The 15,702-nt window shown below is 50.5% G+C and carries 17 protein-coding genes and 2 pseudogenes; 8 read left to right on the forward strand and 11 right to left on the reverse strand.

Annotated features, from left to right (window positions below; translation table 11 throughout):
* The first annotated feature begins 23 nt into the window (after nt 1–23).
* Entirely contained in the window at nt 24–2,432 is a 2,409-nt protein-coding gene (locus tag NL123_RS04320; RefSeq protein WP_494357283.1) for a TonB-dependent siderophore receptor, read from the forward strand.
* Nucleotides 2,433–2,474: 42 nt separating this feature from the next.
* On the opposite strand, the gene NL123_RS04325 is transcribed toward NL123_RS04320, so the two are convergent.
* Nucleotides 2,475–2,726 carry a DUF6124 family protein gene (locus tag NL123_RS04325; protein ID WP_494357284.1) on the reverse strand — a complete coding sequence of 84 codons (252 nt, stop codon included), beginning with the start codon at nt 2,724–2,726 and terminating at the stop codon, nt 2,475–2,477.
* Nucleotides 2,727–3,442: 716 nt separating this feature from the next.
* Here NL123_RS04325 and NL123_RS04330 point away from each other — a divergent pair.
* Together NL123_RS04330 and NL123_RS04335 are read left to right on the forward strand one after the other, a co-directional pair.
* Entirely contained in the window at nt 3,443–3,640 is a 198-nt protein-coding gene (locus tag NL123_RS04330) for a hypothetical protein (RefSeq protein WP_494357285.1), read from the forward strand.
* Between the two features lie 37 nt (nt 3,641–3,677).
* Nucleotides 3,678–4,100: a DUF6166 domain-containing protein gene (locus tag NL123_RS04335; protein ID WP_494357286.1), complete on the forward strand. Its 423-nt coding sequence runs from the start codon at nt 3,678–3,680 to the stop codon at nt 4,098–4,100.
* Nucleotides 4,101–4,535: 435 nt separating this feature from the next.
* On the opposite strand, the gene NL123_RS04340 is transcribed toward NL123_RS04335, so the two are convergent.
* From NL123_RS04340 to NL123_RS04355, 4 genes and pseudogenes are all read right to left on the reverse strand, one after another.
* The gene (locus tag NL123_RS04340) at nt 4,536–5,873 is read right to left on the reverse strand and encodes a hypothetical protein (protein ID WP_494357287.1); all 1,338 of its coding nucleotides are present in this window, start codon (nt 5,871–5,873) and stop codon (nt 4,536–4,538) included.
* A 259-nt stretch (nt 5,874–6,132) separates the two neighbouring features.
* Nucleotides 6,133–6,342, reverse strand: a complete 210-nt coding sequence (locus tag NL123_RS04345; protein ID WP_457338646.1) for a hypothetical protein — start codon at nt 6,340–6,342, stop codon at nt 6,133–6,135.
* Nucleotides 6,343–6,737: 395 nt separating this feature from the next.
* Nucleotides 6,738–6,857: pseudogene (locus NL123_RS04350) on the reverse strand (integrase); the annotation flags it as partial.
* A complete protein-coding gene (locus NL123_RS04355; protein ID WP_494357288.1) occupies nt 6,835–7,245 on the reverse strand; it encodes a hypothetical protein in 411 nt (136 codons plus the stop codon). The gene NL123_RS04355 and the pseudogene NL123_RS04350, both read right to left, overlap by 23 nt.
* A 130-nt stretch (nt 7,246–7,375) precedes the next feature.
* Here NL123_RS04355 and NL123_RS04360 point away from each other — a divergent pair, with 130 nt between their 5' ends.
* On the forward strand, nt 7,376–8,335 hold the full coding sequence (locus NL123_RS04360) for a hypothetical protein (RefSeq protein WP_494357289.1): 960 nt from the start codon (nt 7,376–7,378) through the stop codon (nt 8,333–8,335).
* Here NL123_RS04360 and NL123_RS04365 read toward each other — a convergent pair.
* A complete protein-coding gene (locus tag NL123_RS04365; protein WP_494357290.1) occupies nt 8,295–8,708 on the reverse strand; it encodes a hypothetical protein in 414 nt (137 codons plus the stop codon). The genes NL123_RS04360 and NL123_RS04365 overlap by 41 nt on opposite strands.
* Nucleotides 8,705–9,082, reverse strand: a complete 378-nt coding sequence (locus NL123_RS04370) for a DUF7768 domain-containing protein (RefSeq protein WP_494357291.1) — start codon at nt 9,080–9,082, stop codon at nt 8,705–8,707. Before NL123_RS04370 ends, NL123_RS04365 begins: the two co-directional genes overlap by 4 nt.
* Before the next feature lie 120 nt (nt 9,083–9,202).
* On the opposite strand from NL123_RS04370, the gene NL123_RS04375 reads away from it, so the two are divergent.
* Nucleotides 9,203–9,457: a hypothetical protein gene (locus NL123_RS04375; protein ID WP_494357292.1), complete on the forward strand. Its 255-nt coding sequence runs from the start codon at nt 9,203–9,205 to the stop codon at nt 9,455–9,457.
* Here NL123_RS04375 and NL123_RS04380 read toward each other — a convergent pair.
* A pseudogene (locus NL123_RS04380) lies at nt 9,450–9,623 on the reverse strand (DNA cytosine methyltransferase); the annotation flags it as partial. The gene NL123_RS04375 and the pseudogene NL123_RS04380 sit on opposite strands and share 8 nt — an antisense overlap.
* A gap of 239 nt (nt 9,624–9,862) precedes the next feature.
* Between NL123_RS04380 and NL123_RS04385 the strand changes: the two are divergent.
* From NL123_RS04385 to NL123_RS04395, 3 genes are all read left to right on the forward strand, one after another.
* The gene (locus tag NL123_RS04385; RefSeq protein WP_494357293.1) at nt 9,863–11,026 is read left to right on the forward strand and encodes a hypothetical protein; all 1,164 of its coding nucleotides are present in this window, start codon (nt 9,863–9,865) and stop codon (nt 11,024–11,026) included.
* 79 nt (nt 11,027–11,105) lie between these two features.
* On the forward strand, nt 11,106–11,918 hold the full coding sequence (locus NL123_RS04390; protein ID WP_494357294.1) for a hypothetical protein: 813 nt from the start codon (nt 11,106–11,108) through the stop codon (nt 11,916–11,918).
* A gap of 64 nt (nt 11,919–11,982) precedes the next feature.
* Nucleotides 11,983–12,912 (forward strand): HNH endonuclease, encoded by a 930-nt coding sequence (locus NL123_RS04395; RefSeq protein WP_494357295.1) that lies wholly within the window; start codon nt 11,983–11,985, stop codon nt 12,910–12,912.
* Nucleotides 12,913–13,096: 184 nt separating this feature from the next.
* Here NL123_RS04395 and NL123_RS04400 read toward each other — a convergent pair whose 3' ends face one another.
* From NL123_RS04400 to NL123_RS04410, 3 genes are read right to left on the reverse strand one after another with little or no spacing between them, the layout of a single operon-like run.
* Nucleotides 13,097–13,792 (reverse strand): hypothetical protein, encoded by a 696-nt coding sequence (locus NL123_RS04400; RefSeq protein WP_494357296.1) that lies wholly within the window; start codon nt 13,790–13,792, stop codon nt 13,097–13,099.
* On the reverse strand, nt 13,789–14,139 hold the full coding sequence (locus NL123_RS04405) for an STAS-like domain-containing protein (RefSeq protein ID WP_494357297.1): 351 nt from the start codon (nt 14,137–14,139) through the stop codon (nt 13,789–13,791). Before NL123_RS04405 ends, NL123_RS04400 begins: the two co-directional genes overlap by 4 nt.
* Nucleotides 14,136–15,233, reverse strand: a complete 1,098-nt coding sequence (locus NL123_RS04410; protein WP_494357298.1) for a hypothetical protein — start codon at nt 15,231–15,233, stop codon at nt 14,136–14,138. Before NL123_RS04410 ends, NL123_RS04405 begins: the two co-directional genes overlap by 4 nt.
* Between the last annotated feature and the right edge of the window lie 469 nt (nt 15,234–15,702).

Genomic DNA, 15,702 nt, shown 5'->3' on the forward strand with positions numbered 1-15,702 from the left:
CCTTTCATGACAGGACAGTCTTTATGCTCAGCCGCGTCAGCGCTTTGCGCACCGTTATCCTCGGTTTATCGGTGGCAACCGCAAGCCACAGCATCATGGCCGCCACTGCGGCGCCTACCCAGCAACAATCCCAACCTCGTGCGTATGACATTTCGCCCGATAGCCTGGACCGTGTGTTGGGGGCCTTTGGGCAGCAAGCGGGCGTGATGATCGGCATTGATTCGGCGCTGGCAGCCGGCATTCAGAGCAAAGGGCTCAAAGGTAATTTCTCGGTGGACGAAGGCCTGGAGCGCCTGTTGAGCCCGGCGGGTTTACAGGCGGAGCGCGAGCAAGGCGGCTATCGCGTGGTCGCCAAGCCGTTGTCCCAGGACGGCAAGGTGGAGTTGCAGACCACCCAAGTCAGCGCCAACCAACTCGGCACGGTCACCGAAGGCACGGGCTCGTATACCCCGGGCACCATCGCCACGTCCACGCGCCTGGTACTGACACCACGGGAAACACCACAATCGATCTCGGTGGTCACCCGCCAGGTCATGGATGACTTCGGCCTCAACTCCATCGATGACGTAATGCGCCACACGCCAGGCATCACCGTGTCGACCTATGACACCGAGCGCACCAACTATTACTCGCGTGGTTTCTCCATCGAGAACTTCCAGTACGACGGCATTCCGACCCTGCGCGACGCCCAATACTCGGCAGGCCAGACCATGACTGACATGGCGATCTACGACCGCGTCGAAGTGCTCAAGGGCGCCACCGGCCTGCTCACCGGTGCCGGTGGCCCGGGCGGCACCATCAACCTGATCCGCAAGAAACCGACCTCCGAGTTCAAAAGCAGCATCGAACTGGGCGCGGGCTCCTGGGATAACTACCGTTCCCAGGTCGACGTCAGCGGCCCCCTGACCGACACCGGCAACGTGCGTGGCCGCGCGGTGGCGGCATACCAGGACAGAAAGTCGTTCCTCGATCACTACTCACGCAAGACCAGCGTGCTCTACGGCATCCTCGAAGTCGACCTGACCCCGGACACCCTGCTGACCCTGGGCGCCGACTACCAGGACAGCGACCCCAAAGGTTCCAGCTGGACCGGCACCCGCACCATCTTCGACGCCACCGGCAACAAACTTGACCTGCCGCGCTCGTTCAACAACGGGCCCAAGTGGGGTTCATGGCAACAATACAGCCACACCGTGTTCGCCACCCTGGAACACAATTTCGACAACGGCTGGGTCACCAAAGGCCAGTACAACCATCAGGTCAATGGCTATGACGCGCCGCTGGGCTACATCTCCCAGGACTCCGCCACCGCCAGTTCGATCTATGCGGCCAAATACACCGGTGACACCACCAGCGACAGCCTGGATGTTTACGCGTCGGGGCCGTTTGACCTGTTCGGGCGTGAGCACGAATTGGTGATCGGGCAGTCCGTGTCGAGCTCCCGGTGGAAGGGCAAGGACTACCGTAACCCTGTCTACTTCAACAATTCCTATGACTTTTACAACTGGCACGGTGAAGCCATTGAACCGGCGTGGGGCAAGGCTTCCCGGTTCAGCGATGAAATCACGCGCCAGACCGGCACCTACGTCACCGGGCGCTTCAGCCTGACCGACGCGATGCACCTGTTGCTGGGCACGCGGGTGGCCAACTATCAAGTCACCGGCACCAGCGACACCGAAGAAAGCGGTAAGGTCGTGCCGTACGCCGGCCTGACGTACGACCTCAACGAAAACCTCACCGCCTACGCCAGCTACACCGAAATCTTCAAGCCGCAAACCCAATACCGCGACCGCACCAACACCATGCTTGAACCGGACGAAGGCAAAAACTACGAGATCGGCCTCAAGGGCGAATTCTTCGATGGCCGCCTGAACGCCAGCCTCGCCTACTTCGAAGTGCACGAGACCAATCGCCCGATCGCCGATACCGCCTGGAACTCCCAGCCGGCCGTCGACTATTCGTACATGGGCACCGAGAGCAAAACCAAAGGTTACGAAGCGGAAATCTCCGGCGAACTGGCTCCAGGCTGGCAGTTGCAGGCGGGCTATACCCACAAGATTGCGCGTGATGCCGATGGCAAAAAAGTAGCGACCTGGGAGCCCGAGGATCAGGTCACCCTCTACACCAGCTACAAACTCCAAGGCAGCCTGGACAAACTCACGCTCGGTGGTGGCACACGCTGGCAGAGCGCGGGCTGGCAAACCGTACGCAACTGGGGTTATCCGGGCGGCGGTCGTTCGGAAAAATTCACCCAGGACCCGTACTGGCTGGTGGACGTGATGGCGCGCTATCAACTGACGAAAAACCTGTCGGCCACGCTTAACGTCAACAACCTGTTCGACAAGAAATACTTCACCAATATCGGGTTCTATGACTCGGCGTATTACGGTGACCCGCGCAATGTGATGGTGACGACGCGCTGGGATTTCTGAAGCGCATGACAGCAAAAGGCCGAGTTTCCTCGGCCTTTTTTATTATTGGAATGCTTGTGTGTCTTGGGTGAGGACCAGTACTCGCTCTACCAACAGTTCGCTCAGCACGATCAATTGCTGGGTGGCTAGCAGCTTGTGACGGCTGGCACCTTCGAGTTCGAAGGCCAGGTCGGTGGTCATGGCGTTGAGTGAGGCGAGGGTTTCGCTGGCTTGGATTAGCAGGGTTTCGGGGGAGAGATCTGGGGCGAGGGTGAAGAGGGTTGTCGAGGGGGGGTTGGGGGTGATCTTTTTCATGATGAAGCTCCCACACTGTTTAAGGAGCTACCGCCCCCTGCTGTCAAACAGGAATGGGTGGCAGCTGTACGCGGGTTGACAGACCGGAAGTGTAGGAACCCGGCGCACCCGAAGATGCCCCACGCACAGCCGCCATGAACGAGGCGGAATGCGTAAAGCATGCCGTCTTATCAAGGGGTGTGAAAGATTACACTTTTCGGCCTGTCAAAGCCGGTCGCTGATGAGCAGCGACGGGAGGACGTTAGCGTTGTGGCGCGGGGTGCGCTAGTTCATCAAGGGCGCGATAGCTTGAAGGAAAATTCTGAAGGTCCGTCCTGCCGGGCTTTTCAAGCCCTAGAGACAACAGAACCCGCACTGGGCGGGTTCTGTTGATGCGCCGGGGTAATCTGAACTGGCCTCCTATAGTATTGATTAATGTATTTAAATTTATTTTTTTATTTTCATTGGAATACCAATTGGAATGCCCAACGAGCATATCCATGCTCTGACACGTCGCTCGTAATCGATTTTACGGCATTGCTTCTCATCTATGATCTGGAGTGATCTTCCTGCCGCTCTCAGGACACAGGTGACGCTTGATAAGAGGCTGAAGGTGGTGAATGGCAAAAACCGGCCATGAGCCGCCGTTCGTCGATGAGCGCCGCAAGCGGTCAATCGATCAGTTTGAAATGTCTCCGACTACGCTAACCCGAACTGATAAAAACAAGAGTGGTTGAATGACCAAAGAAGGACTGAGACAACAGTTGCGGGAGCAGTTTGAGCAGCACTTGCAAGCGTGCCCCGATGCTGTGACGCTGTATGCTGCGGAGCCGCAGCCCGAAACAAGGCCGTGGAAAAAGAAACCGAGCGCTCTTGATCAGGCGTTTGCACAAGACCTGGCGGATATCGAAAAAACACTGCAGGCCAAGGGCTAACAGGGCAGAGCCTTATGCCAACTACAAGGAAAAATCCATGAATGAAGAGACGCGCATGACCCTGGACGACATTGACTTCAGCAGGGTGGAAATCAATCCACCTAAAGCAACGCAAGATCAGGCACAGATTTTATTGCGTACTGTCGAAGGCGCTGGTGTTGCGTTATGGCGTGAATCACCGACTCAGCATGCTGAAATGCTACCCACTCGGCGCGACTTGTTTAAGTACGAAGGTGGCTATAGTTGGGGCTACAGGGGCGAAGGCTGCAAAAATCTGGCATTTGCTATTGTTGGTCGTGTGTATGAATTCGACGATCTGTCGCAAGACGATATGTACGAGAAAGCAATCAAACTGGTGGAAATACTGATTCCAACCCTTAAACAGAATGTCGACCATGATTTGAGTGTCAACGCTATTCGCGGAAGTATTGGTGATGGAAATCGTCCGATTTTCGACTGATTTATCTACAAAAGCCTCGATGATCCGGGGCTTTTCCTTTGTGGGAATCCGGCAGAATTCGGACAAAATCGTAGGCTCGATTTTCCGAGCTGTGAATCGCCCCTAATTTAGTAGTCAATCGATGACTGCGATTGGCCGATAGCTGCCTGTAGCGGCTACGCGACTGCCGCTAATGAGCCGCTGCGTTTAACGGTCTGCGTAGTTTAGGGAAAAAATTGGACATTATTGGGGCCGTTTCTGGTCGCTTGGCACAGGATACAAGCGAGGACAACTTAGTATTTTCCGGCCTGGTGCTGCCTACAGGCGCAGGGTGAGGGGTCTAATTCCCCTGCAGGGGCAGAAGGGAGTAAACCCTCGTGTTAGCTTGAGAAGCTAGTAACGAGGGCTATTAACACCAAGGAAGACTTAAGTTTTCGTTTTATACGTAATAGAAACTTATCGACCATATTCCTCTTCTGCATGCGTATCAACGATTTTGCCGCTTATATCCCCGAATACCATTGGGCCTAAAGCGTTTTCACCAACAATTGCATCGCTTTTAACTTCTGCAAAAATTCTCATTTTCTGTCCAGGCGCACGTTCAAATTTATAGTGAGTGCCACTTGCCATTGCTTTAATTCGGGAGGTGAAGCCTCCGGAGTGTTTTATGTAATCCATGTCTTCAAAGTCAATTTCCTCATAAGTAGTATTTGAAATGGCCATTTCAGAAGAAAGCTCTTCATGTTCAAATAGTTCGTATTTGGATGATTCAAAAAAATCATTGCTTTTTTCTACGATTTCATCAAGCGTTATAAGCTCCATGCTGAGAGATTCAAACATGGCTGTCACATGATCAAAGATAATGTCAGAAGTAAAGTTTTCGTTTTTTATAGAGGATTCGTCCACGATGGTCTCTAATTTTTGAGCAAGTATTTTTTGGTCGTAGTATATGTACTCGACTTTAGAAAGCTCGTCGTTATTAAAGTTTTGGTCTTTGATGAGGTCCTTGAAACTATCATATCCAAATACTGCAGCAACGATTTCCGCTGCTGTCGTCATTGATATGTGTATGTAATCCTTGTTCATGCCATTTTCAATCATTGACATATAAAGATACGCAGAGGGGAAGCGATTAGACTCCTGTAGTGCCCTAAGTCGCTTGCTCTCTATTTGGAATCGATTTCGCTCTAGCCTCGCTTGATGATTTTTATTGGATCTTTCAATTAGAATTATTTTAGCTCTAGCTAAAGCCTCTTCAGCCTTAGTGGCGGCCTCTTTTGATGCGGATTCTGCCTCAAGCGCTCTCGCCATGAGTCTTTTGGTTCGCAGCTTTAAATGCTCGAGAATTTCTTCTCTCCGATTTAATTCAAGCTTAATGCTTTCTTCTAGAAAAGGTTTGTCGGGGTTTGATAGTAATCTTGCTTTGTTCAAATCTTTTTGTGAGTTTATTTGGTTTAATTCGGTTGTGACAGCTTGGTGATGTAGTTTGTTGTTGGCGAACTCTAAAATTAATTTTGCAACAAGTGAAAACCACGGTAGAAGAAAAAGATAAAATATTGTTAGTAGTGCGGGTATCGCAAACAATGTATTGAAAGCTATGAATTTAGTTTCAGTTAAGAAAATATAGAAATCATGGATTCTGTCAGAAGTACTTCCTTCGCCCCATATTAAGACTCCTAGATGATTCCAGTTGCAAGTGATCCAGGATATGATAAAGGCCCCAAGCAATGGGTCGCTTATCCTGGTTTTTGTATTCCCTGAGATAGACGAAAGTATGTCGTCCAAAATCTTCATTTTATGAGGTCCATTCATTTTTAAATTCGGTTGAAGCAAGGGTACGGGAGATTGATCCGTGGATCAATTGAATGAGAAGGTTTGGGCGCTACCTAGCGGAAGGTCGCCATTTTTACTTGTCTCATCTTCTTCAAGAAGCGGTGCACGTCTTCGGGATTTTGGTTTGCGGAAGGGCTTAAAACCCACACACCCTAAGCATCAAATCTTTACCGGTTTCTGATAAAGGCGGTTGAGGCTACGTGTTAGATTTAAGCTTCGATCATTCTGATGTCATAAGGACGGCCAGAGTGAGCTTTATGAACTCTTCGTTCTCGTCAAGGGTGTGCAGAGCACCACGCACATTCTCAGCCACCTCGGCGGAGCCGCGCTGCTCAATCCAACTCGATAGCTCCATAATAGAAGCTTCGAGGGCCAGTTGGTTTTCATAAAGTTTTGAGAGAAGGGAGGGAAGTAGGTCTGATTTTGGCATAGCTGATTCTCCGTATGGAGAGAAGCATAGCAGCTGGTGAAACGAAGGTACTTGACTTAGAACGTCAGAACCCAGAGAAGGGCAAAAACAGTTCCCAAACCAAAACCGCCCCCCTTGCTGAATGCAGCCTGTAGCTTGGTTGGTGGTTGCGAGTAATGGAACGCCTAAGGCCGCCAAGGTACCGGCCCGCTTGAGTTTGCATCGCGGTCTTGAAAACCGGCGGACGTTAATAGCTTCTCCAGGGTTCGAATCCCTGGTTTCCCGCCAAGATTCAAACGAAAGCCCCGCGATTGCGGGGCTTTTGTGTTTCTGGCCTCTGGCGATGTTTTCAGTTAAGCGCCTGATCGTTTCCGCATCATTTCGGGCGGTTTCCGCAACTCTTCCAAATTTCGGAGTCATCGGGTGGGCTTCACGATCTCCCCGACCCGTCGATAAACAGTCTCGGTTATCCGCTTGTCCGTGTGCCCCAGCAGTCGACTTGCATCCCCCAGATCAAGGATTTCGCTGGCGGCTTTCGCCTGCTATCTGGGTGAGCGCCGTCAGTGCTTTCAGCAGTTGCTCGCTGCTGGCGCGCTCCTCCCGGCCGATATCCCAGAAGCGCTGACCCCAGTGATCCGCCGGTGGCGGGTTGGTGCTCTGGGCGCCCAGTGCCAGCGCCCCGACAATCGCGTCGCACAGATCACGCTTGTAGGCGTTGTTGCCGTCGATGCTCAGGCCGCGACGGCGCAGGGCGCTGACCACCTCGTTTAGATCAATACCTTTATCCTTGAGCACGATATCCAGCTTGGGTTTTCCTGGTTCGTAAACCACGAGAGCCAGCTTGGCGCCTGGCCACAGGTGTTCGCTGATACTGACCAGTGCGTCGTTCGCGGCCTGGTGTAAATGCTCAAGAATTGCGGACATAGGAATTCCTCGCCCGCCTAATCAAGGGGGCAATGATGATTTTTTGGGGTAGAGGTGGCCGAGTTAAAGGCCTTGTTCTAGATCAGACTCGAGCTAGAATGCTAAACAATTTCATAAGACACGGATTGTTATGGCTCATTATTACGGCTTTATTTCGATTGATGGTAGTTTGGCCTTTGCCTCCTATGATCGCCAAGAGGCGCGTTGTTGGTTTAGTCAGTATGGTGGTTGGTATAAAACCGCAACAGTACAAGTTCAGAATGCAACCGGAGAGGTTGAGGTTTCCGAAGAGGTCGGCCTTGACGCTATTCGGCAGGTTCTTAGGCAGAATGCCCGCCATTCGCCTGACGAATTTCATAAGCTGCATCTTAAGCCAGGTCAGTACTATCCTAGAATATGGCGCGGAATATCTCTCGATGATGGTTGGTCGAATAACTACGATCAGTTAAGTCCACGCAATATTTATGGTAGGACTTACTTGGAATCCGTTGTTGCGACTGAAAGTTTATTGCTTGAGGTTAAAGATTTATTTCGGGTTATTGAGCCTAATCGCGCTAATGACCTCTGTTATGGACACCGATTGCGCGAACTTCTAATTTTGCTCTGTACTGAGGTGGAAGCCTGCTGGACTGGAGTCCTTCGATCAAACCAGTTAGCAGAGGAGGCCAAGGGGCGGTATTCCACAAAGCACTACGTCAGAGTTGGCAACCCTCTGCGATTGACAGAATGGAAGGTGGAGCTGAAAGACTACCCTGGTAGAGTTTTCCAGCCATTCAAATACTGGAATGTTCTACTTCCGACCGCTTCAATCAATTGGTATGACGCTTACAATAAAGTTAAACATGATCGAGAAGGATGTTTTTCCAGTAGTACTTATCGTTCAGTCTTGGACGCGGCAGCCGCGCTCCATATTTTGCAGGTTGCACAATGGGGGCCGCAGGTTTTTGACATGATGCGAGCGAATAGATTTTCTATATTCTATACCGTAGAGGCTCCTATCATTCACCTTTCTGAAGCCTATTTGGCAAGCCCTGTAGAGAGTAAAATTTTCAACGAGTCGGTGTGTTGGCGAGACCATCGGCTCTGTTGAGGGTTTGCTTGGTAACGGTCTTCACCCCGGCGATATTTGTACCTGATCCGAACGACATAATTAGCCGCAGTCCGCCGGACAATATGTCGATTTTATCATCCGCTGCGGTCAGGCGCTGTTGCAGGGCTGCGATCTTTTCTCGTCCGGCCGCTTCACGCGCCAGGAAGATCGAGTAAACCTCCTGAGATACGCGCACCGATCGCCCTTCAATTCCGAAATCCACGCCACTGTCCACCGGCTGCGAAGCGGTAAGTGTGGCCGGCACTGGAGTCCGTGCGTTGCCCGCGCCGGATCGCCCGGGACAATCAGGTGCGTGGCGTTCAGGATCAGCGGAGAAGCCTGCAGGGCAGTTACAAAAACAGAATCGGCTCATACAGCCTCCCTCGTTACCAGATCATTGGCATTCACAACCGTCATGCCGGAGAACTCTTCGGCTGTTGGCAAATCCTCCAGGCAGGCGAAGATCGGCATGCCCAGTTCTCGTGCGCGGTGGACCTCGCCCAGTGTGCCGGCGCTGTAACGCCAGCCGTTGACCAGGACAACCGCGTCGCAACGCTCCATCAGCGCTAGGGTGCCGTCGAGGAAGAACTGGTCTTGACCGGGCAGGTCGTCATCGAAGTGCGCGGTATTGGTGTGGGGGCAGAGCGGGAACCAGCCGATGCGGGCGCTGGCGACGGCTACCGAGCTGGCCTCAGCAATGTTCTCGGCGATCAGTTCGCGGGTTGCTGCGCGGTAAGGGCCAGCCACATAGACGACCGGGATCTTCTGTTTTGCGGACACAGCGGGTTCCTTGCCGGGCCATGCCCGGGCGGTGGAGTTTCGGAAGGGATCAGCTACAGTTCAGCGATCAGCCAAACGGAGGTGGTGATGGATAATTACGTATGTGTTATCTGCGGCGGTAAGGGCAACGAGCGGTATTCAGTAGGCGAGTTCAGGGATGTCGAATGCCCGGACTGTGGGACGTATCTAATTTCAGTAACTGTGCTGGCCGAGATGAGGGATCGAGGTAGTCGATTCAACGTGCCAAAAACCAGGGCGTGCATTAATGGCTTCATCGCAGCAGGATTGCCTGCAGTAATTTCCAAGGCTGAAATCGCCTACCACCAGCTTTTTTCTAGTTGACCCCGAGTTGTTGTAGAAGGCGCCGGCCGATCCAGCGAACCACGGTAACGGCCTTGCTGTTGCCGATCGCCTTATAGCGGGGGCCGTCGGGGCATTCGCTGGCAGGCTTGCCGCGCCAGGGGATCAGGGTGTAGTCGTCGGCCATACCCTGTAGGCGCTCGCATTCAACCGAAAGCCGCCCGTCGCCACCGGCATCAGTCGGCCAAAACCGGTCATCCACGATAGAGGTGGTCGCGATTAGGCTTTGCCCAATTTCATAGCCTGATTAACAGGAGGAGAGCGTTGCGATTATTTTGCTACGATTGGCATGCACACGACGGACGGTTAGCAGCCGTTGCTGGTCCGCTAATTTCGGCCGCTTCCTCTGAGCAAAACCCACATTGGCTGAACGAGTAATGACTTAGGATGAGTAGCTATAAAGGTAAACGACTACCAGCAATTTCGGATTCCCCAATGTTTGAAAAGTTCGCTCTGGATCTCTGGAGGGCTCAGTACGCGGGCGCTAAGTCGACTTTGTATGGCAGGAATGGACAAGGGCAAAATGGTGTAGATGTCGTGGTACGCATCGGCGACCGCTTGATCGGCTTACAGTGCAAGGCAGTAGGAAAGTTGGGTCAAATAACCATAGAAGACGAGGTTGACCGAGCAAAAAGGTTCACGCCTTCGCTCAGTGATCTGGTGGTCGTTACCACTGCGCCTCACGATGCGAAGCTCGTGAGCTACGCTGAAACGCTTACAAGGAAGCACAAGCAGTCGAACTTGTTCTCGGTTTCCTACCATGGCTGGGACGACCTGCTGCGTATTCTTGAGGATCATCAGTGGGTCGCTCACAAGCATTTCCCCGAGTTCTTCAGCACGACCAATAAAGGCACGGCAACTCTAGTCCCTGCTCTCCGCCTGCCGCTGGACCGCGAGTTGAACATCATGCTCTCTGATGAAGAACTCGCCCTATTTTGTTCCGAGGCGAGTTGGGAGCTGAAGAACAATCCCAGCGCTGTATTCGCTGTTGATCATGTCGACGAGCAGAATGCCATTGCGATGGTCGCGGAAATCGAGGCGCTGGAGGTTCTGGATGTCGATGCACGTAAGGCACGGTCTGGGCTTCGGGAATATTTAGCCCGCCTATCCCCAAAAATACGAAGAGCGGAAGTCGCAGCCCGCCTTCTCCTTACTGACGAAGTACTTCGCTCCCCTTGGCTCATCGGCGGCTGTTGGCCTGAAACTGCTGTCGTAATGAGGCGGCTTATGCTCCACGTCATTGCAGGAGCAATTTCGCACCCGGACCGCCTGCCCCTCAAAATCGGGATCCCAGGCCATCCGAAACTCGTCGGTTACATCGATATCGATGTCGAAGATCGACCTGCTTTTGAGGAACAGTGCAAAACATATAACCCGCATTACTTCATAGGTGGCGTTCACGACCTAGGGTCGGACCTTGGCTTGAAGTACGCATTACCCGCTGGCATTGCGGCACTCGTAGGCTACTCAGCGGCCCATGGTGTACCGGTTGAAGAACTTCAGCGTGACAATACGAACAATATATACATTTGGGGGCTGTACGCTGCATGATTTGGCGCCGTAGTGGCGTTTCTGCCAAGTAGGACGGGGTAAGAACCGTAGGAAATACGCGACTAATTTGAGGGATCAGATGAGTAATGAGTTGATGACGGTGGCAATTTGCTGGGATATAGGTACCAAAACATCGGTAGAGTTTGCCTATCATGCTAAAGATCTTTTCTACTTCTGCCCGGAAGCTAACTGCTTGGCCGAAGTCGTACCTGCAAAGATTAACAACGCTTTTTTCAGAGCACTGGGCTCTCACGCTCCTGGGTGTGCAAACGAAAAGAAGAAAACCATAGAATCTTCAGTTCCAACCACACTCATCTCCCGAAAATCCACCGTCCCCCCGCTACCCATTCCAAGTCATCTGGGCCCTATCGCAATGGTACGCAAAGGGACCAGACCCTCTGAGGCACAAATGCACGATCTCGCGCTGCGAAGCCGGTTAGCGCCCGTGCATCACCCAGGGACGTTTCAGGAAGTAGTTAATGCTTGGTGCTCAATGGATGGTGTGAGTACTCGAAAATCCCATCCTCTTCAAATCGCCTCTCAGACCCAAACTTATTTCGATGCCTTCAGTCCTCTCAGCCACGTAAGCAAGAAGGAAGCGTTGAATTCAGATCGTAAAATACTTTATGGACATGCGTCCGTTAGCGATTACAACCATTCCTTCTATGTCACTACAACGACCAGATTCAAGGTCGACGAGAGGGTTCTCCCTATCAAGATTAGGGTCAGATCTAGCGATGTCCTTTACCCATATTTGAAGAACGGCCAAGAGGTAGTGCTATTTCTGCACGGTCTCATTCCCGCACTGGATAAATACATTGAGATTCAGCCAGCCGACGCATACAGCGGCATGTTGATTACGCGGCGTGATTTTTCATCTCTAGCCTCTTAAGTGATCATCGCTTCGCCTTCTCTAGGAAATAACATGGCGTTAACAAATAGGAGGAAGTGAGAAAGTGTCACGAGATATAGCGTTCTATAAGAGCCTTGGTTACGAGTTGATGAGGGAATTAGCTGGGGCCTATGTTGGTGTTGAGTTGACTTCAGGAGGATCGCAGGGAGCGTATGAGACATTGGCTCTACCGAATGGGATGCATGTCCGTTTCACAAGTTGGCGTGGGGGTGAAGGACCTTTTTACATCATTCTATTCAAGGGTACGAAATACGTATTTGAGCTTGACTTGTCGATGATTATGCATCGGCGGGGCCGTTTCGCGTGGCATCTAAAAGTACCAAGTCATGAGAATAACGTTGCGCTGCTAGAGGCTTGGTTGGGTGGGGCCGCACCATTAGATGAAAAATATTCGGGGTTAGTTAGAGGAGTAAAGAACAGCCTACAGTCCGGTATCAATACGCCCCGCAAAGGTTATCGATTCATTGACAATGCCGAGTGGTCTATTCTCTGCGACCAATTTCTTGAACTTATGCGCAGAGCGATAGACGCGCACACTACAGAAGACGAGGCTGGTCAGCCACTGGTTGAGGCTATAGATGATGATGGACGGATGGTTGCAACAAAGCGGAAAGCCCGACGTAATCAAAGTCGATTCAGGCTGAACATGATGGAGTTATACGGTAGCGCGTGCGCGATATCTGGCGAGGGTGTTGTGGAGGTGCTTGAGGCGGCCCACATTGCGAGCCATTCTGAGTCAGGGGTAAACCATACGGGGAACGGGCTGATACTGCGGTCTGATCTCCATCGTCTGCTTGATGCCAGCCTTATAGCTATTGATCCGAGGTCGCTCAAAGTCGTGGTATCACAACTATTAGCGGAAACGGAATATCAAAAACTTTCTGGGCGAAAGCTTAGGTCGCGTACAGACGGCTCCGATCCTGATCCAAAATATCTTGAGATAAGGTGGAATCAGGCGGGTTTAGGGCGCTGAGAAGTCCGAACAATTCGATCGGCCGCCATCTTCATCCAAGATTTTCTTTTTGCTTTGTAGTGTCAAATCCATCAACAGCAAATAGGCTCGTAGTGCGAATTAGTGCCGCGGTATGTGAGTGTATAGTCAGTGTGATTTAATTGTTTTATATATGGTTTTGAGGTTGGTAAATGGGTTGGAGAACTCAATTTTTTATGTGAGAGCATGACAGGAATTCAGCATCGGGATCAGTATGTTGGCTGTTTTTTGAGGTGCTAGTTGGTGGCTTGTATTTGCAGGTTATAGAGTGAACTTCTTGAGTTTTTTCTGGTGGATTCAGGAACTTTTTTAGCGGCGGCGTTACTATTTCTCGGTTTTGGGATATGTCATGCAGAATTAAAAGAGAGGCCGTTATTAGTGCGGTGAATATGCAATACCCTATTTTAGGTGAGTAGTGTTGAAGTGTCTGTGTTTTTTTATTTTTTTGAAAAAAGTATTTATCGCTCGCTTGTTCGATGTACTCGATAATATCAGATGAGGCACCTCTGATTTTGAAGGAGAGTTCGGGGATAATGATTTTGTTGGCTACATCTATATCTCGAATGGCGGAAAGTCTAGACGGGTCTAGTAAGTCTGTTTTTAAATGTGAGTTCAGTTGAAGAATTTTAAGTTCGGTCTGAGTTAAGTTGCCTGCTAAGCTGGATTCGAGACGAGTCGCATCAAAGTGGGTTTTCGCAATTTCTTTATCTATCCAGTCTGCTAAATTTTCTATCCGTGAAACTATTGCATCCTTTCGTTTAATTGCTTCAGTCCGATGCTTGGATCGATAATCCAAATAAAGGGTGAATACCCACCCGACTAGTAAAATTATTATCTGTGCTGGTAGGTTCTGAAAACTCATGATTTAGACGCATCCTTGCTGGCCTTTTCAGCAGCTTCTATTCTGTCGGCGATAACCTGATCAATGCTTTTTATTAGAGAGTGGGTATAAGTCAACTTACGTCTTAGATCGTCACCTGTGAAGCCTTCAACTCTTATCAACCCTCCAAAGGCCTCGTCAAGAAAAGATCTGCCATAACGATTGTAGCCGTCAAGGACAACATGAACTGTGTCGTATTCTTTGAGTTTTGGTGCGAGATGTTTTTGACGAAATGTTTGACCCGAAAAATCTTCCTCGCCTTCCTCTGGGTATCTGCCGTAAGGGGTGGGGCTAAATTCGTCTACAATAACTAGCTTATAATGAGTCATGATAATTTAATATTCCACTGAACCAGCGTTCCTGGAAACTTTTTTGAAAGCTTTTTCTCGCCTGGTTTGTTGTCACTTTGGCAGTGTGTGTAAAGGCCGTTGTTACTAAAAACCCAAAGCTTTCCTTTGGGAGTGTCGCCCACTAACTTCATAATGCTTTTGCTGCCCTGGCCATGCTTGTCTTCTTCTGTTCCGGTCACGTCACCCATCATAGACAGGTGGATCAGTCTCTCATCAGGTATCACAACTCGCCCGAAATTTTTTGGTCCGGAAGTTGTGTCGTCTGGAAACTCTTCGAGCAATCGTTTATGCAGTTTAGGGTGTGTGATCTGCAACGAGGGTATAAACCACGTGCGATTCATTACAGTTTTTGGAATGCCGATTCCGCAATCATAAATGGCTAGATACAACTGGTTTCGTATTGTGTTGCACATAAGCCACCATCGTTTAGTGGCTGGCTCACCGTCGGGATAGGCGTGAAGCCCAACATTATTTATCGTTTCCGATATGGCGTCCGCATAGACGTGCTCAGTCACTGGGCTCATATCTTTAAATACTTTTTGTTTGATGAAGTCGATAATGGACTCCATATGCTTTTTTCCAACGCTGGAAATTATCGGAAGAATTTTTACGGTTTTTAAATTATAATCTATGTCTGCGCCGTCAATTATTTTGTTTATGTTCATGGCCTTGAGAGCACGATTGACGTGTTCGTTTTTAGACCAGACAATTTCTGAGTCACCCATTCGCTCAGATATAGCAGTTTCGAGTGCGGCATAAACAATTACTAATGCTGCTGCTGAAACGCTTGTCGTTGAGCTAAAGTCTACGATGCAATCGCGCGTGCTCAATTTGCTTTTTATAGTTTGTGTGAATCTTAATGTTTGATAATAGGGGCATCTTGCTTTGTTTTCAGAGAAGTCATATATGGAGATTTTTGTAGGGGCTGTAATAACAAGTTTTCCCGACACTTCTCTGTTTGGAGTGTAACGGTAAGGGTTGTAAGTCTTGTTTTTTCGAGAGAGAGTATTATTCCAACGTGCCACTCCACGGCGATGTAGAAACTGCTTCTGCTCTGAGTGTAATTTCTTCATTTCTGGTTTCCTTGAGATTGTCGTACGGTCGGTAACCCGCCATACAAACGTCCATTGCGCTGAAGAAATTTTCCATTTGGCAGAATTCTCGGCTGGTGCAGCCTGGAATTCATGGCTTGAGTGTGATGACCTAAAACCATCAGTGAGATTTGGCTTGGAGGACCATGCATACCTATGAGCGCCTGGGGCGGAGAATGGCGTCATGGTCATCGGCCTCTTAACGTTCAATCTGAAAGGTTTTCGGTGCAGGCCCACAGTATAAAGCAGAGAGAGGGCTGTTGGGTTAAATGAGGGGAGTCCGCTGTGAGAGGGTTAGAAAACAGTCCTAGAACTCGTAACGTAACCCCTATGGAAGGAGGCTTGTAGCGAGATCGGTAGCTTCGATTCGGTGCTCCAAGAGCATCGATAGCCACTGCCCGCCAACCTTTTCATGCTGATCTTGAAGTCCGGCGAATTACAGCGAGGTTGG

This window comes from Pseudomonas sp. FBCC-B1565, from assembly GCF_059133265.1.

Excerpts from the sequence above, each read along its gene's own strand:
- NL123_RS04390 (WP_494357294.1), top strand. The coding sequence starts at position 11,106 with ATGAGTAATGAGTTGATGACGGTGGCAATTTGCTGGGATATAGGTACC.
- NL123_RS04355 (WP_494357288.1), bottom strand. The coding sequence starts at position 7,245 with ATGTCCGCAATTCTTGAGCATTTACACCAGGCCGCGAACGACGCACTG.
- NL123_RS04345 (WP_457338646.1), bottom strand. The coding sequence starts at position 6,342 with ATGCCAAAATCAGACCTACTTCCCTCCCTTCTCTCAAAACTTTATGAA.
- NL123_RS04405 (WP_494357297.1), bottom strand. The coding sequence starts at position 14,139 with ATGACTCATTATAAGCTAGTTATTGTAGACGAATTTAGCCCCACCCCT.
- NL123_RS04330 (WP_494357285.1), top strand. The coding sequence starts at position 3,443 with ATGACCAAAGAAGGACTGAGACAACAGTTGCGGGAGCAGTTTGAGCAG.
- NL123_RS04400 (WP_494357296.1), bottom strand. The coding sequence starts at position 13,792 with ATGAGTTTTCAGAACCTACCAGCACAGATAATAATTTTACTAGTCGGG.
- NL123_RS04320 (WP_494357283.1), top strand. The coding sequence starts at position 24 with ATGCTCAGCCGCGTCAGCGCTTTGCGCACCGTTATCCTCGGTTTATCG.
- NL123_RS04360 (WP_494357289.1), top strand. The coding sequence starts at position 7,376 with ATGGCTCATTATTACGGCTTTATTTCGATTGATGGTAGTTTGGCCTTT.
- NL123_RS04325 (WP_494357284.1), bottom strand. The coding sequence starts at position 2,726 with ATGAAAAAGATCACCCCCAACCCCCCCTCGACAACCCTCTTCACCCTC.
- NL123_RS04410 (WP_494357298.1), bottom strand. The coding sequence starts at position 15,233 with ATGAAGAAATTACACTCAGAGCAGAAGCAGTTTCTACATCGCCGTGGA.
- NL123_RS04340 (WP_494357287.1), bottom strand. The coding sequence starts at position 5,873 with ATGAAGATTTTGGACGACATACTTTCGTCTATCTCAGGGAATACAAAA.
- NL123_RS04365 (WP_494357290.1), bottom strand. The coding sequence starts at position 8,708 with ATGAGCCGATTCTGTTTTTGTAACTGCCCTGCAGGCTTCTCCGCTGAT.
- NL123_RS04385 (WP_494357293.1), top strand. The coding sequence starts at position 9,863 with ATGAGTAGCTATAAAGGTAAACGACTACCAGCAATTTCGGATTCCCCA.
- NL123_RS04335 (WP_494357286.1), top strand. The coding sequence starts at position 3,678 with ATGAATGAAGAGACGCGCATGACCCTGGACGACATTGACTTCAGCAGG.
- NL123_RS04375 (WP_494357292.1), top strand. The coding sequence starts at position 9,203 with ATGGATAATTACGTATGTGTTATCTGCGGCGGTAAGGGCAACGAGCGG.